At 58.6% G+C, this 16,501-nt stretch carries 14 protein-coding genes; all 14 read right to left on the reverse strand.

The features are described 5' to 3' along the window. Window positions 1-195: 195 nt before the first annotated feature. The 14 genes from HY868_01750 to HY868_01815 all read right to left on the reverse strand — a co-directional run bounded on the left by HY868_01750 (window position 196) and on the right by HY868_01815 (window position 16,475). Window positions 196-1,017: a purine-nucleoside phosphorylase gene (locus HY868_01750; protein ID MBI5300832.1), complete on the reverse strand. Its 822-nt coding sequence runs from the start codon at window positions 1,015-1,017 to the stop codon at window positions 196-198. A gap of 34 nt (window positions 1,018-1,051) precedes the next feature. Further along, window positions 1,052-1,717 carry a Uma2 family endonuclease gene (locus HY868_01755; GenBank protein MBI5300833.1) on the reverse strand — a complete coding sequence of 222 codons (666 nt, stop codon included), beginning with the start codon at window positions 1,715-1,717 and terminating at the stop codon, window positions 1,052-1,054. A gap of 61 nt (window positions 1,718-1,778) precedes the next feature. Next, a complete protein-coding gene (locus tag HY868_01760; GenBank protein MBI5300834.1) occupies window positions 1,779-2,402 on the reverse strand; it encodes a PH domain-containing protein in 624 nt (207 codons plus the stop codon). Next, window positions 2,403-3,308, reverse strand: a complete 906-nt coding sequence (locus HY868_01765) for a tyrosine recombinase (protein MBI5300835.1) — start codon at window positions 3,306-3,308, stop codon at window positions 2,403-2,405. A gap of 169 nt (window positions 3,309-3,477) precedes the next feature. Continuing rightward, on the reverse strand, window positions 3,478-5,337 hold the full coding sequence (gene glmS / locus HY868_01770; protein MBI5300836.1) for a glutamine--fructose-6-phosphate transaminase (isomerizing): 1,860 nt from the start codon (window positions 5,335-5,337) through the stop codon (window positions 3,478-3,480). 362 nt (window positions 5,338-5,699) lie between these two features. Further along, entirely contained in the window at window positions 5,700-6,428 is a 729-nt protein-coding gene (locus tag HY868_01775; protein MBI5300837.1) for a 1-acyl-sn-glycerol-3-phosphate acyltransferase, read from the reverse strand. Continuing rightward, a complete protein-coding gene (locus HY868_01780) occupies window positions 6,425-7,117 on the reverse strand; it encodes a (d)CMP kinase (protein ID MBI5300838.1) in 693 nt (230 codons plus the stop codon). The genes HY868_01775 and HY868_01780 overlap by 4 nt, the downstream gene beginning before the upstream one ends. Before the next feature lie 79 nt (window positions 7,118-7,196). After that, window positions 7,197-7,982 (reverse strand): rRNA pseudouridine synthase, encoded by a 786-nt coding sequence (locus HY868_01785; protein ID MBI5300839.1) that lies wholly within the window; start codon window positions 7,980-7,982, stop codon window positions 7,197-7,199. Between the two features lies 1 nt (window position 7,983). Then, window positions 7,984-8,577: an SMC-Scp complex subunit ScpB gene (gene scpB / locus HY868_01790; GenBank protein ID MBI5300840.1), complete on the reverse strand. Its 594-nt coding sequence runs from the start codon at window positions 8,575-8,577 to the stop codon at window positions 7,984-7,986. Next, window positions 8,574-9,128, reverse strand: coding sequence for a hypothetical protein (locus tag HY868_01795; GenBank protein ID MBI5300841.1), 555 nt, complete (start codon window positions 9,126-9,128; stop codon window positions 8,574-8,576). The genes scpB and HY868_01795 overlap by 4 nt, the downstream gene beginning before the upstream one ends. Window positions 9,129-9,153: 25 nt before the next feature. Then, a complete protein-coding gene (locus HY868_01800) occupies window positions 9,154-11,916 on the reverse strand; it encodes a YfhO family protein (protein ID MBI5300842.1) in 2,763 nt (920 codons plus the stop codon). Beyond that, a complete protein-coding gene (locus HY868_01805; protein ID MBI5300843.1) occupies window positions 11,913-13,439 on the reverse strand; it encodes a hypothetical protein in 1,527 nt (508 codons plus the stop codon). Before HY868_01805 ends, HY868_01800 begins: the two co-directional genes overlap by 4 nt. Before the next feature lie 3 nt (window positions 13,440-13,442). After that, entirely contained in the window at window positions 13,443-14,255 is an 813-nt protein-coding gene (locus HY868_01810; GenBank protein ID MBI5300844.1) for a TIGR00159 family protein, read from the reverse strand. Between the two features lie 9 nt (window positions 14,256-14,264). Continuing rightward, window positions 14,265-16,475, reverse strand: a complete 2,211-nt coding sequence (locus HY868_01815) for a tetratricopeptide repeat protein (GenBank protein MBI5300845.1) — start codon at window positions 16,473-16,475, stop codon at window positions 14,265-14,267. Window positions 16,476-16,501: the final 26 nt, after the last annotated feature.

Consider the following 16,501-nt stretch of genomic DNA (forward strand, 5'->3'; position numbering starts at 1 on the left):
ACTTTGGTTTTCCGACTCAGGTCGAGCCGAATGTTCCACGTCCACTCCAAAATGGCGCAAAGGAAAACGGCTCATCCCGCCGTGCCTCTGGATTCGGATGAGCCGTCTGGTTGGCTTGGAATCGGATGCCCCAGTGAATCAACTTTGCCAAAAAAGATTGGCGCAATAATAGCGCGATGCCGATAACGTGTCAAGTCACATTCGGGCGAGCACGCCCTTGACCAGCGCTCCTAGTTTCGGCACGGCAACCTTACCCGCGGCCAGCACTTCGGCATGGCTGACCTCGTGGTGCGCGTGCGCGAGCGAATTCGAGATGAGACTAACGCCAAGCACGCGCATGCCACTGTGGCGCGCGACGATCACTTCGGACACGGTGGACATGCCAACCGCGTCCGCGCCGATCAGCCGAATAAATCGCACGTCCGCCGGCGATTCAAACGACGGACCCGCGAGCATCAGGTAAACTCCCTCGCACAACGCGAGACCCAGTTCGCCCGCGACATGACGCGCGAGCTCGCACAACACAGGATCGTACGCATTTGTCATGTCCGGAAAACGCGGACCCAGCGTCGCATCGTTCGGACCGCGCAATGGACTGTTGCCCGCCATGCCGACCATGTTGATGTGATCCGTAATCAACATCAAATCGCCGGCGTGAAAGTTCGCGTTGACGCCGCCCGCCGCATTCGTCACGATGAGCGTGTCCGCGCCGAGCGCGCGCATCACGCGAATCGGCAAGGTCACTTGCCCCATCGTGTATCCTTCGTAGTAATGCGCGCGACCGCGCATCGCGATGACCGTTTTACCACCCAACTCGCCGATCACGAGCGCGCCGCTGTGACCCTCCACGGTCGAAACCGGAAACCCAGGCACCTCGTTGAACAGAATTACATCCGCGCGCGTGATTTCGTCCGCCAGCGTGTTCAAGCCCGAACCCAAAACCAGTCCGATCTGCGGTTTGTGTTGTGTGCGCGTCGCGATATAGTGAGCCGCCTGTTCAATATCCGCGCGTGTGATGAAATGCTCCACTCTTCAAAATCCTCTGGTGAGATTATGTTTGCAAAAGAAATGCGTCATGCTCGGCTGACGTGATACCCGTGTGCAATTCACTCAAGACGGCTGCCATGTCGCCTTGGAGCAACGCGTTCACCGCGAGCCATAGACCCGGCAATACGCGACTAGGAATGACACCGCTGTCGTCCGGCGTCAACGCGACGTATTCTTCATCGCGCAGTTCGAACCAGTCCACGCGTACTTCGTGCGTTTGCCAAACGATATATTCTGGCACGCCATTGCGGCGATAGATATTTTTCTTGGCGTGCAAATCTAGTGCCGCACTCGTCGTCGCGATCTCGACAATCAACTCTTGAACGCCCTCGATGTAACCATCCACACCGACACGCGATCGTCCGCTACGTTCCAATCGCAACAACGCATCTGGTTGTACTTCATTATCCGTATCGAGCCGAACCGTCGCGTTGTCCATAACAACGATACCGGGAGTTGCCGCGCTATAAGCAATCAACCACCCGATCACGAACGCATGTGCCTTAGCATGAATCGAACTTACCGGTGACGGCATGTAGACGACTCCTTCGACAAGTTCGGCTTTTTTGATATGAGACATTGCGTTGTAGCGCCGTTCGAATTCCGCGCGCGTCAAGCGGTCGCCGTTTTCGAGTAGCGGCAAACGCATCGCTTGAGATTGCGCCACCATGCGAACAGGCGCTTGGGTCATCGCCATCGGTCCACCTTCACAAGACAAGTTGAAAACTTGCCTACATCTTTGTCAACAGTTCCGCTTTTTTCTGCTGGAACTCGGCGTCGCTCAAAATGCCGCGCCGTCGCAAATCATCCAACTGCGCGATGAGCAGAGGAATCGCCTCAGGTCCATCCAGCGCGGGTAGTGCGGGGGACGCGGGACGACTCAATGCTTCTTTCTGATTTAACATTTCGGTCTTGAACACAATCGGCTCGGCGATATGCACCAACTTGTTGATGCCGGACTCGCTTGCCGTCAAGATTTCGATGTTGCCGTAATTGAAAATGCGTCCGAGCGCGGATTGATCGAGCACCACGTCGTTCACCTTTTCGAGCGACGAATCAATCACGTGCTTGTTGATGACACCCGCCATTTGAATGACGCGCTGATTCGTCACGAGGTACTCTTCGTTCGACCACGCGAGGTAATCGCGCAGAAACAACGCGCCGGGGACAAATAAAAACATCAGCGCCAGAATTCCAATTCCAACAGTCGCCGCAAGCAGCGCAATCGTCACGGCAACGATCACAATTGTAAAAACCAGGTTGCCCACAAAGGATTGCGCCAACACCATCCAATGTTTGCGCGTGCGGACGACGATTTGTTCGTTCTTGCCAAGTAATTCTTCGACGTAACCCATTCATTCCTCCGCTGGTTCAGTCGCGCGCACCGGCACGAGCGCGAGCGCGCGTTGTTCGATGAGTCGTTGATAAACCTGGGTGGTCGCGATACTTGTGTGACCTAACAAGCGTTGCACATTTTGCAAATTGGTTCCGCCGCTCAACAAATGCACCGCGAACGAGTGGCGCAACATGTGCGGCGAAACGGGCGTCGTGATCTGCGCGGTCTTGACGTACTCTTTGATGATGAGCCACAAGCCCTGCCGTGTTAAACGCTCGCCGTGCGGATTCACAAAGAGGGCGCGCTCGTCCAGGTTCGTGGTGAACACCGGGCGCGCACGGCGCAAATACTCGGCGACCGCTTCGAGCGCGCGCGCTTCAACGGGGATGACCCGGCGCTTGACGCCGCTGCCGACGCAGCGCACCACGCCGCCTTCCAAATTCACATCCTCCACGTCGAGCGAAACCAACTCGGTAACGCGCAAGCCGCTCGCGCTCAACAATTCCAAAATCGCGCGATCGCGCAAACCTTTGGGCGTGTTGTTTTGCAATGGCGCGGCGAGTAAGCGTTCGACTTCATCCGGCGCGAGGACATGCGGAATTCGTTTGACTACTTTGGGCGAGTCGAGCGTGGCGGTGGGATTGTCGGCGACCAGATTTTTTTCCTCGAGAAAGTGGAAAAACGTTTTGATGACCGCAACTTTGCGCGAGACGGATGAGGCGGTGTACTGCCGGTCTTTGAGATGAATCAAAAAACTCAACAGCAACGGTTTGTCTACCCGACTCCACTGCGTCAGGTATTGCCGCTCGTTGAGCGCGAAATTCAACAATTGTTGGAGGTCGTTGCGATACGCTTCGATGGTATTGGGCGAGTACCCTTTATCATTTCGCAAGGCAGCTAGAAATTCTTGAATCTGTTCTTCCATTTCGATGTCTCATTCAACTCAGTGCAATGATATTGTAGCACAAAGTACCACGAGTGTCGAATAGGTTCAGGAACAAATCGGGTTTCCCAAAATTCTGAGCATGGCGACTTGATTCGTTCCAAAAAAGCGCGCGGCATTCAACCGCGCGCTTTGCCTATTCACCGTCCCACTACTCCACCGTCACACTCTTCGCCAGATTGCGCGGCTGGTCTACATCGCAGCCGCGCTTGAGCGCAACATAGTACGCGAGCAATTGCAGCGGCGCTGCCGCGACCAGCGGCGTCAACTCTTCCGCCGCATGCGGCAAATACACCACATCGTCCGCGTACCGCGCGATACCGGCGTCGCCTTCGGTCGCAAGCGCGATCACCGGCGCGCGACGCGCGCGCACCTCCAGGATATTGCTCACCACCTTGTCAAACGTCGCGCTCTGCGTTGCGATCGCGACGACCGTGATGTCTGGGTCGAGCATCGCGATCGGACCATGCTTGAGTTCGCCGGCAGGATACCCTTCGGCATGTAGATAACTGATCTCTTTGAGTTTCAACGCGCCTTCGAGCGCGGTCGGATAGCCAAAGCCGCGTCCGAAGAAAAAGCAACTCTTGCGCGTCCAGATTTTTTCCGCGAGCCGTTGCATCGCTTGATCCATGCCGAGCGCGGCTTGGACAAGATCGGGCACGCGCGCGAATTGTTGCGCGAGTTCCGCCACGCGCGTCGCATCGAGCGCGCCGCGTCGTTGCGCCAGGTCGAGCGCAATGAGTTCGAGCAAGAGCACCTGCGCGCTGAACGTCTTGGACGCGACGACGCCGATTTCCGGACCGACGTGCAAGTGCACCGTCGCCGTGACACCACGCGTGATCGAACTACCGACGACGTTCGTCAGCGCGAGCGTTTGCGCGCCCGCCGATTTTGCGAGCCGCATACTCGCAATCGTATCCGCGGTCTCGCCCGATTGAGTGATGAGAATCGCGAGCGTCGTCTCGTCGAGCACCGGCGCGGCGTACCGAAACTCGGACGCGATCAGCGTCTCCGCCGGCACGCGCGCCCATTCTTCGAACACGCGCTTGCCGACCAAGCCCGCGTGGTACGACGATCCGCACGCGAGCAAGACGACGCGTCGGACGCGCGCAAGGTCGAGCGAATCCAATTCATCAAGATGCGCGCCGCGCGCATCCACGCGCCCGCGCAACGCGTTCGCGAGCGCGGACGGTTGCTCGTTGATCTCCTTCAAAAAGAAATGCGGATACCCTTGCTTCTCCGCCGCTTGCGCGTCCCAGGTCACATCGAGCGGCGCGCGTTCGACCGGCGCGCCGTCGAGCGTACATAGACGAACCGCGTCCGGCGTAAGCGCGGCAATCTCGCCATCTTCGATCAGCATCACGCGCCGCGTGTACGGCAACAATGCCGGAATATCAGACGCGATGAAATTTTCGCCCGCGCCCATCCCGATCACGAGCGGCGAAAAGTGTCGCGCGCCGATCAACAATTCGGGATTCTCCAAATCCATCACGCCAATGCCAAACGTCCCGCGCACGCGCTTTAACGCGCGCCGCACCGCATCAACCAACGCGTACCCGCGTGTTCCTTCATTTCCTTTATTTCCCTCCTCTCCCTCCAATTCCTGTTCTACCAGATGCGCGATCACCTCCGTGTCCGTCTCGCTCGCAAACTGGTGTCCGCGCGCGCGTAATTCATCGCGCAGTTCGGCGAAATTTTCGATGATGCCGTTGTGCACGACGGCGATGCGTCTGGCGCAATCGGTGTGCGGATGCGCGTTCGTATCGTTCGGAATGCCGTGCGTCGCCCAACGCGTATGCCCCAAGCCGAGCCGACCGCGCGGCGCGCCGCCATCGAGCGCATCGCGCAATTTCTTGAGTTTACCTTCACTCTTGCGAATATCAATCACATGGTCGGGCGTGAGAATCGCCACACCCGCCGAGTCGTACCCGCGATATTCGAGCCGTTGCAAACCATCGAGCAAAATAGGCGCGGCGTCACGCGCGCCAACGTATCCGACGATGCCACACATGGGAACCCTCCTCTGGGGATTTTGAATTTTTGATTTTCGATTTTCGATTGATGAGTGGCAATCCAAAATCGAAAATCGAAAATCGAAAATAAATTTGCCCTCGCGCGGTTTTTGTCGCGCCGATCGCTCGGCGGCATTGGGCGCGCGTTTGGATTGGCTGGGAGGGGAAGCCGCGCGTCATCGTGGAATGTGACGACGCGCGTGTAAGGACGTGGCTGTCCTTGGAGGCATCCGCTGATCTTTCGATTTTCCCCGACGCGAACACGCCGAGTTAGTTTCGCCGCGCGGCGAAAAACCTCCACCTCGTCATCCCGCGAATTGCGCGGGACCATGCGCTGGGCTTCCCAGGTTCGTTTATGGATTCATCCGGTCGCCTCCTTTCCCATCGGCGCGCGATACAACTCGAGATGATGAATCGGATGAGCGAGCGCGCCGGTATAATAGCCGTGCAATTCCGGCGGCATCAGTTCGGCAATCTTGACCATCAACTCATCCGACATTTTACCCATGCCTTCGCGCGTCGGCTTCGCGCCGGTCACGACGGGCAGAACCGGTTTGCCGATGCGACAGTGCAACGGCGCGCGGCGCAAACGCGACAGACTTGACCAAAACGCTTTGCCGCCCCACACTGCCACCGGCAAAATCGGCGCGCCCGTGCGGAGCGATAACATGATCGCGCCTTCGCGTCCTTTTTGCAAGGCGCCGGTTTCGCTCCGATGACCTTCCGGCGCGATGACGACGACCGCGCCGCCATTCAACACGCGCAACGCCATCTTGAACGCCGCCATATCCGCTTCGCCGCGGCGCACCGCGAACGCGCCGTACCATCGAAGCAACGCACCCAGGATCGGATAATCAAACGCTTCGACCTTTGCCATCGGCACAACATCTTTGCGCGGCGTGAATGCCGCCAACAAAACTGGGTCGAGAAAACTACTGTGGCTGATCGCGACGACGAGTCCGCCTTTTGGCGGCACATTCTCAAATCCATGAATATCCACACGCGTCAACATACGCAACAAGGTTCGCAACAGTGGATTTGCCACGTAATAGAACCATGGGCGCGGTGGCAAACCAGGAGGCATACTCATACTTTAATTATCTCCGCTTGACCGTGAATCAACGCGAGAACTCGCGCGAGCACGTCAGAAATTTCCAAACCGGTTGAATCGAGATAAACCGCGTCGTCCGCGCGTTTGAGCGGCGCGACCGAACGCGACGAATCAATTTGATCGCGACGTTGAATCTCGCGCAACACCGCGTCGAACTCGACTTGCTCGCCGCGTGCAATGCGCTCGCGATAACGCCGTTGCGCGCGTTCGCCTTCGGTCGCATCGAGGTAGATTTTGAGGTCGGCTTCCGGCAAAACGACCGTGCCAATATCGCGTCCGACCATCACCACTTTGCCTTGCAAGCCGATGCGTCGTTGTTGCGCCGACATCGCGGCGCGCACGCCAGGGTATGCCGACACCGGCGACACGTTCGCATCCACCGCGCGCGCACGAATATCCCACGTGATATCTTGACCGTCGGCGAGAACGGTGAATTGTCGTCCGTCCTGAATCGTCGGTGGTTGAAATTCGATCTTGACCTGCTCGGCGAGACGCGTGATCGCGGTATCATCCTCAATCGGTACGCCGCGCGCGAGCGCGACGCTCGTAATCACACGATACATCACGCCGGAATCAAAATAGAGGTAACCCAGTTTTTCCGCGAGCAACGCGCCAATCGTACTCTTGCCCGATGCCGCGGGTCCGTCAATCGCGATGACGGAGATCACCTTGGGGATGGATGGAATCAATTCGCTTCCTCGTGTGATACCTTCGCCAGAATCCAGGTTTCTCGAAGAAACCTGGATTCTATCTCCGCTTGCCGATTGTATTTGGCGAAGGTGTTATCGTAGCTTGCCTTTTCAATTGGCGGATTTCGTGCGCGGTCAACGCGCGCGACTGCCCGACACGCAACGCGCCCAGTTTGACCGGACCGATCCGCACGCGAATCAATCGTTTGACCGGATGCCCGACCGCGCCGCAGAGATGCCGAATCTCGCGTTTTTTACCCTCATGCAAAATGATGCGAAGCCAGTATTCGTTGCGCGCGGTCGCGTGCCAACCATGTTCCCGCGCGTTGGCATCGAGTTCCTTGACGCGCGTGACTGAATCGGCGCGCAATCGCTCGCCTTGATAAAGAACGCCGCTCTGCACACGCGCAAGTGTCTCGTCGGTCGGCGCGCCTTCGACGAGCGCCAGGTATTCTTTCTCGTGCTGAAAACGCGGATGCGTGATGCGATGCGCGAGTTCACCATCGTTCGTCAGCAGAAGCAACCCTTCGCTGTTCGCATCCAAGCGTCCCGCCGGATACAATCTCTCGCGCGATGACACGAGATCCACCGCGAGCGGCTTGCCGCGCGCTTCGTCAATGTCGCTGAGATAACCGCGTGGCTTGTGCAAAACGATGTACGTTTTCGTTTCGACGCGAATCGCTTTGCCGTTGATTTCAACGCGGTCGTGTTCGGGATCCACCTTGGTGCCGAGTTCCGACACGACCGTACCGTTCACGCGCACGCGTCCGGCGACGATCAACTCTTCGCATTTGCGACGCGACGCGATGCCCGCGTGCGCGAGAATTTTTTGCAGGCGTTCCATGTCATTTTATTCTCTCCGACACGTGTTGCGCGGCTGCATTTGCATGTTCGACCGCATCGGCGAGCACTTGCTCGGCGGCTTGTTCGAGCGGCGGCAAATCGTCCACGCCGCGCAAGCCAAAGTTCTGCAAGAACTCGAACGTCGTCGTATAGAGAATCGGACGCCCGGCGGTTTCCTGCCGCCCCGCTTCTTCGATCAAGCCACGCGCAAGCAACGAGTGCAACACGCCGTCGCAATTCACGCCGCGCACCGCTTCGATGGCGGGACGCGTGACCGGCTGGCGATACGCAATGATCGCGAGTGTTTCGAGCGCGGCGGCGGAGAGATGCCCCGACACACTCACACCCAGGAATTTTTCGATGACTGCCGCGCAGTCCGGCGATGTGACCAACTGCACACGCTCGCGCACGCGTTGCAAACGAATTCCGCGCCCCGCGTACAACTCTTTCAGTTGCGTCAGCGCCTCTTCGACTTGGACTGACTCGACGCTCAACGCATTCGCGAGCGAATCAATCGTCACCGGTCCCTCGGCGACAAACAACAAACTTTCGAGCAGAACAGGCAATGGTTTGGCTTGCTCTACCGCGTCCGTCATACTGGCTTCTTTTTCGCGCGAGGTTGTTCGAGCCGTACTTGAATCGCGCCGACGGTCAGACCCAGTTGTTGTTCCAGCACTTGCTTCGCCGCCGTGATTACCTGTTGCGTTTTTTCCGGCACGATCATCTCTGGCGCGGTTTCGAGCTCGAGCAGCACATCCACTCTATTTTTCTGGCGCGGCGTCACGCGTGGTTTGACCTGGGTCACATCCGCGATTTGCAGGATCGCGCGTTCCAAACGTTCCGCAATCAGGTCGCTCGATAATTCGACCTGACCCTCCGCGACCTGGATTCGGAATTGGCGACGGTGACCGCGTTGCAGTTCAAAATACAACAACCCGACGGACACGATAAAGACGAACACCGCGCCACTCACGCACGCGACTTGGGTATACAGCGCGCTCGCGCCGGTGAACAACATACGCGCGGTATTCGTGAGCGTGTCGCCGAGCGGCGCGCGATAGAACAGCACCAGCACCAATGCAATCGGCATCAATGCAATCGCGATGAGTAATTCCGCAATCACCAAAAGACGATTGAATAGATTCATCTTCGCCCCGCCATATTGGCGCGCATTATACACTAAATCGCCGCGACCCAACAAACGCGCCAATCACGATCAATAATGCGATCGCGCTGATTCCCGCGCCCAAGTACAGCGACGATGGACGATACTCAAATTCGATGCGATGCTCGCCGGGCGCAAGACGCACCGCGCGGAAAATGTAATCGGCGCGCTGAATCGGCGTAGGAAATCCATCCACGCGCGCGATCCAACCTGGATACCACGAATCGGTGAGCAAGAGATACGCATCGGTTTCGACGCGCGCGGTGACAACGACGCGCTCAGGTTTATTTTCGACAATTCGCGCCGACTCGTTCGCCGTTTGCGCGCCACCCGCGTCGAGCGGCGCGCCATCGCTTAGGATGAGCGTCTCCCGCGGCTGGAACGTCGCGCGCGACATTTCTTTCAGCGCGGTTTTGTCGTCGGCAACGCGCGCGTGGTGAACGAGAAACGCGCGCGGCAATGCATCGTAATTTTCGTAGATCGCGACATAGTTCGAACGATAAATGAGCGCGTAATCGCTCTGCCCTTGTAAATGGGCGAGCGAAATTTCTCTGCCTTCAGACGTCACCAACAACACGCGCTCGATGCGAATCAACCCGTACGGAATCAAAGGAAACGCATAGATACTCGTCGCATCGCACGCGTTGCCCTCGCGCGTCAAATCGAACTCGGCGAGGAACGTGTGCCCATCATGCGACTCGGTTGGAAACGCGGAACGCGCGGGATAGGTCGTCGCAATCGCCGGGCGCGCGTGCTTGATCACTTTGAGAACGTCGGTACGGTCGTAAGCCCATTCGGCGGTGTGATCGCCGGCGCGCAGCGTAAACGTACGCATCCCGTCCTGGCACATCACTTGCACGCGTGCGACCGGCGTGCCAGTCGGATAGTCCACCGATTGCGCGATGGACGACATCAGTTTGATTTTCGTCGTCGGCACGGCGGGAAACGTCGCGTCGTTCAATACAACCTGGACGCCGAAATCATTGTTGAGATCGTTGCCCTCGGTCTTTGGATCCGTCGGCAACAGTTGCGGCAAAATGTAATAGCGCACGTTCAACAGATTCACCATCGGCGCGCTGATGGATTCGAGATACTCGCCGGTGCGTTGCGGAATCAGCGGCGTGTACGAAATCGCGTTCGGCACATCGTACGTCATCGAAATGTTCGGATACAAACTTTCGCGCATCGTCGAGAACACCGGATAAATCCACAAACTCGTCAGCACGCGACCGTCTTGCCCCAAACCATTCTTGACGATGGACGCCGCCGGCGGCGCGGCGGAAAAATCTTGTACCGATGTCGTCGCGTCGTACGTTTTCGAGTACACCGACGCGAACAAGCCGAGGTCTATCGCGGTGATGCCTAGGGTCAACGCGACGAGCGTCGTGCGCGTGAATAACCCGCGTCGCGCGCCAAGTAGAACCCACACACTGATGAGCGCGAAAATTACCGGCAACCACACCCATGCGCCCAGCCAAGCATCGAGCGGTAATGCCGGCATCAACCCCGCGACAAGCGCGATGCCGAGCGCGGCAATCGTCAGCGCGATCACCTGCCCGCGCGTCACGCGCGCGGTGATTTTCGCGCGGACGAGCAGCGCATCGAACGCGAACGCCGCGAGCATCGCGGCGGCGAAACTGTACCAGAAGAAAAAGCGCGAAGGCACGCGGAAATAATTGAACAACGGCAGATAACGCAAGGCGCGATAAAAAATGTTCTGGTCGCCCAGACCCAGGAACAGCGCGGTCAACGCGATGAGCGCGAAGAAAATCACGCGGCGTTCGCGTCGCAAAACGGGCGCAAGCATCGCGAGTACGACGGGCAGCAACCCGATGTAGCCGATCACTTCGACCGACACGTTGGGGTACGGATTGCCCTGGATGAACGGATGAAACAGCATCGCGTAATGAATCGGACGCAGCGAGAACGCGTTGAAAAACTTCGGGAGCAAGCCGGCAGCGCGGTCGCTAAAGCCGCCCAGCTCGAACGTTGGCATCAACTGCACTGCTGCCATGCCCGCGCCAAGCGAAAACGCGATCACCGCCGGAATCGCGCGCAGCGGATCGAAATAACGCAGGACAGCCCCCACCCCAGCTCTCCCACGCTTTGCGGGGGAGGGAGAGTTATCGCGTTGCCAATTGATGAGCGCGTACAGTCCGACGAGAATCGCGCTGAGAAATGCGAACTGAGGATGTCCGCCGAAAAGTTGAAACCCGCTGAACAATGTCATCAATGCGAGCCACCGCACACGCGCGCCCAGGTTCGGCGCGTGTTCCGCGCGTTCCCAGGTCCACAACAACCACGGCAACCACGATGCGGTCGCGAGCACGCTCATGTGTTGCATCCGCGCGACGAAAAATCCGCCCAGCCCAAACGCCAGTCCGCCGAGAAACGCACTCGGACGTTGCAGGTTCAGCGCGCGCGCGAATAGGTACGTCCCAATCGCGACCCAGCCCAGGTGCAGCAGAATGTCGTAATTCGTCGCGATATCAATCGGCAACAGTCCGTACAAAAGCGGGTGCGTGGGATAGAGCGCGGCGATTTGTCCTTCGGCGAACAGTGGAAACCCCGCGAACATGCGCGGATCCCACAACGGCAAACGTAATTGCTTGAGCGCGTCGGCATACGCCAGGTGCGTAGGTAGAAAAAAAAGCGAAATGTCGCCGAAGAAGAAAACGGCTTGACGCAAAGCGGCGGGCGCAAAAATCGCGAGCGGTAAACCGGCAAGTAGCAAAAATGCCAGCCAATCAGATTTGATTTGGCGAATCATTGGCGCGGTGAAACCACAGTCGGTGTTGTCGTCGTCGTCACGGTCGCAGAGACATTGGGTATCGTCGTGATCACGGTTGGGGGAACACTCGGTGTTGTCATCGTCACGGTTGCGGTGACACTCGGCGGCGTTGTCACGGTTGCGGGAACAGTCAGTGTTGTCGTCGTCGTCACGGCGGCAGCAGCGCGCGGCGTCGAAGTGATCGCCGGCGCGATCAAGGTCATTGTACGCGTCGCGGTAATCGCCGGCGTTTGCGCTGGCAGAGTCAGCGTCGGTGTCACAATCGGAAGAGTCAACGTTGGCGTAATCGTCGGCGTGGCTGGGTCGGTGATCACAACCTGGATCATATCCGGCACGATGCTTTGCACGCGTAACACGTTCGGCAGCGTCGGCACGCGCGGCTTGACCGCGTGCGTGCCCGCCGCGAGTCCCGCCACATCGAGCGCGACTTGGATGTCGTTCGGCGTGAGACTTTGCAAGGTCGTCACCGGTCCCGCCAAGATCACATCCACCGCGTCCGGCGAAATCACCGCGTTCAAGCCGCTGCGTAATCCCTGCAACGACACGCGACGCCGCACGGTTTGTCCGCCAATGATCGGCGTAACCGAAACTTGAACATTAATCCCATCGCTATTCAAGACCGACACCCCGTCGGGCAAAGACAACACCGCGCGCTTGGTCACCTCGGCGGTCGCGCCCTCCACATCAATCGGCAACGTCTCGACGAATCCTTGAATCTTCGCCATCACCTCCGCGTTGCCAACAATCGTCGCCGTCGAAGGAAGGACGAGGATATTGCTGACCCAGTATCCGGGCGCGACATTGCCCTTGAGCACCGTCTTGATCGAAACATCTTTGTAACCGACGCGTTGCTCGACCTGGACTTTGACCTGCACCGACGCGGGCGCCACATTCAACCCCGATACGGTTTTGCCTTGCGCGTCGCGCAACACGACAACGGCATCGCGCTCGATGGGCGCTTTGGAACCGCGCAGAAAAATATCCACAACGCCCTCGGCGATCTGATCTACCAACACCGCGGGTCCATTCACCGTCACCGTCACGGGGTCCATCACCGGCGTGCGAAATGTATAGCCGAGTGGCGGCGCGTCAAGCACATCGGCGTGGACTTCGACCTCGCGCGATTTCAAACTCTCCAAGCGCACGCCCATCTGCGCCGGTTCGACGACGAGCACCGCGACGCGTGGATCCGTTACTTGAATCACGACGGGAACTTGATGCAATCCCGCGGCGAGTCCTTTCAAATCTGCGGACACGCGAAACGAGGCGGGACGCAATTGATCCCAGGATGCCTGGGGCGCGCGCACTTTGACGCGCACCGTTTCCGCGGTGCGTTGATACACCACCAGACCTTCCGCACGATTGACGACCTCGACCGGAAGCGCATCCTGGAAAAATGCGTCGCGGCTAGGATTTTGTTCGCTCGTCGCGACGATCCAAATGACCGCGGCGAACAATAATGCCATGCCAAGCGAAATGACTTGACTAAAAACCGAGCGCATCGTTTATTTTTTCTCCGCGTCGTTGCGTTTGAGCCACCGATGATTGTTCGGCGTTGGATGATACAGGCGGCGCAAAAGTCGTCCCAGCTCGCCTTCGTCGAGCCGGCGCACCAGGCGACCGTTATGCGCGACCGAAATTGCGCCGGTTTCTTCGGACACGACCACCGCAATCGCGTCCGTGCCTTCGGTCACACCCAACGCGGCGCGATGCCGCGTGCCCAATTCGCGGCTGAGTGAATTATTTTCCGACAAGGGTAACATGCACGTCGCCGCGACGATGCGATCATCGCGCACGATCACCGCGCCGTCGTGCAGCGCGGCGTTCTTGAAAAAAATCGAAAGAAGCAAATCGGCGGAAAGTTGCGCGTCGAGCATCACCCCGGTATCCACGAAATCCTGCAAGCCCGTCGTCCCTTCGAGCACGATCAGCGCGCCGCAGCGTTGTTCGGCGAGTTCGCTCGCCGCGCGGGTGATCGTCGTTATCACGTGCGACACGGAAAAATTACGCCGCGTCAGCAACATCCCTGGTCGTCCCAGGCGTTCCAACGCGCGGCGCAATTCCGGTTGAAACACGACCGGAATCGCGACGAGCAACGCGGGAATCGAATTGCGAATGAGCCAATTGAACGCGGTGAGCTGAAAGATGGTGCTCGCGAGCACGGCGAGAAAGACGACGAACAAAATGCCGCGCAAAAGTTGCACCGCGCGCGTGCCTTGAATGAGATAGAACAAACCGTAGATGACTAGCGCGACGAGGAGAATATCGAGCAGACTGGAGAGAGTGAAACGCGAGATCAGTTCGCCGAGCGCGCTCAACACGATGTTTTACTCACTGATTTCTTGCAAGAGATTCCGATAGTCTTCCACACGCGGCGGATTCAGCGCGATGATTTGGCGAATCGTTTCGGCGGCGGCTTGACGTTGCCCGCCGCGCATTTGCGCTTCGCCGAGCGCGTCGAGCGCGGCGACCGCTTGTTCCACCGCCCCCGCCGCGGCATAGTCCTGCGCCAAGCGATGGATCAACTCGGCATCGTTGGCATACGCTTGCGTCAATGCCTCGAGCACGCCGAGCACCTTGGACGACTCGCCGCGCGCCCGGTACCGCTTGAGCAAGTCATCCAAATCGCGCAACGCCGCTTCGGTTTGCCCCTGGCGCAACTGGAGATCAATCACGTAAAAGTGCGCGCGCTCATCGTCGGGCGATTGTTGACGAATTTCCTGGTATGCCGCGAACGCGCCCTTGAAGTCGCCTTGGCGCGCGCGCGTTTCCGCCAACCGATGCCGCAGATTCAACGCGAACGGCGAATTGGTCGCGCCCGCGCGGGCGGCGTAGCGAATTCCTTCGCTGTACCGTTCCAACGCCTTTGCCAATTGTCCATTCCGCGCGTTGACCTCGCCCAAACTTAGGTATTGTTCCAATGCCTCGCCGGTTTTATTTTGTTGCGTCAACAAGTCAATCAAGCGCGTACGATTGCTGACATCGTTCGGTTCGATATTTAACGCGTGACGATAAAACAATTCCGCGCGGACGAGATCGTTGCGGACCATGGACAAATCGGCGAGCGCTTCATACTTGGCGCGCGCGTCTTGGTAACGATCTTGCTTGATGAGAATTTCGGCGACGCGCACGTGCGAGGGCAAATACCCGGGCGCAATTTGAATCGCGCGATAACATTCTTCCATCGCCGCGAACAACTTGCCGCGCCGCAGGTACTCTTGCGACACCGCGAGCGCTTCGAGCATCTTGTCCGAATCGGATAACTGGATGATTTCGGCAAGACTGGCATGACTGCCCTCGGTGCGGAGCGCGTCGAGGTGCGTGCGCGCTTCGCGCAGTTTGTCTTCCCAGCCCTTGTTCGTCAGGAATTGTTCGAGCGCGCCGGCGAACGATTCCATCTTTTCGTGATCGCCCTTTGCCGCGTAACTCTCGGCGATGCCTTCGTAAACCGCGATAAGTTCGTCGGCTTGGTCGCGTCGCACACTGCCCAAGTCCACGATCTTGAGCACTTGCAGATAATGCTCGACCGCTTCGTCCATGCGCCCCTCGGCGCGATAGCATTGTCCCAGCGCATAGTGACTCGCCAGCGCGAGGTTCTTGTCGCTCACCGTATCGCTCAACAACGCGATTGCGTCGTCGTACCGCATCGTCTCAAAGTACAGAAGACCCAGGTTGAACTTGACTTCCGGTCGCGCGACGCCGGCGTTGATCAGCGTACGATACGCCTCCATCGCCTCGCCGACGCGCCGTTGGGTTTGCGCGTCTACTGCGCGCGCGATCAACGCGTCAATGTCCGATTGACTCAATGCCGGGCGGTCATCCGCGCGGCGTTCTTCCGTAATTTCCTTGGGGACGGCGTGTTCTTCGAGCAAGGTCTCCGCCAAACGCGTGAGCGCGGCTTTTTCTGCTTCGCCGACCGGAGAGGTGGCGCTCACCGAAGTGGTCTGCTCGCGCGGTTGCAAGTCATCTAACAGTGCGCGCGCGCGTGTGTTGCGCGGATCGAATTCAAGCGCACGCTGCGCGAGCGCGAGCGCTTTCGTGGTATCGCCGCGGCGTTGGTGGATCCCGGCGAGTGTCACATACTCGTTCGCGGCTTGCGCGCGTCTGCCATCGCGCTCGAACGCGTCGGCGAGATTTTGGTGCACATCCGAGCGATCCGGTTCGAGCCGCGCCGCGTTCTGCCACGCTTCGACCGCGCGGCGCGATTGTTTTTGCGTAAGGTACACTTCGGCAATCGTGACATACATCCCCGCGGCTTCGGCGGAACGCTTGAGTTTTTCCAACATCCCGGCGATACTCGTCAGCGGCGCCGGATCGCTGGGCTGCCGCTGCGCGACCATTTGATACGCGCGCAGTGCGTCCTCCAGTTTGCCCGCCCCTTCGAGCGCGTGAGCCAGACTCAACCGCACCGTGATGTCGTCAGGAAACTCATTGAGCGCGCGCTGATACTCGGTCACGGCTTTTTGCCATTGACCGTCCCACGCGGCATTGTGTCCTTTTTTGATCGCGTCCTGAAAAATCGCCTTGTCGTTTGGCATGGTTTGCGAATGGCGGATGGCGATTG

The sequence above is a fragment of the Chloroflexota bacterium genome (assembly GCA_016219275.1).
Classification (GTDB): domain Bacteria; phylum Chloroflexota; class Anaerolineae; order UBA4142; family UBA4142; genus JACRBM01.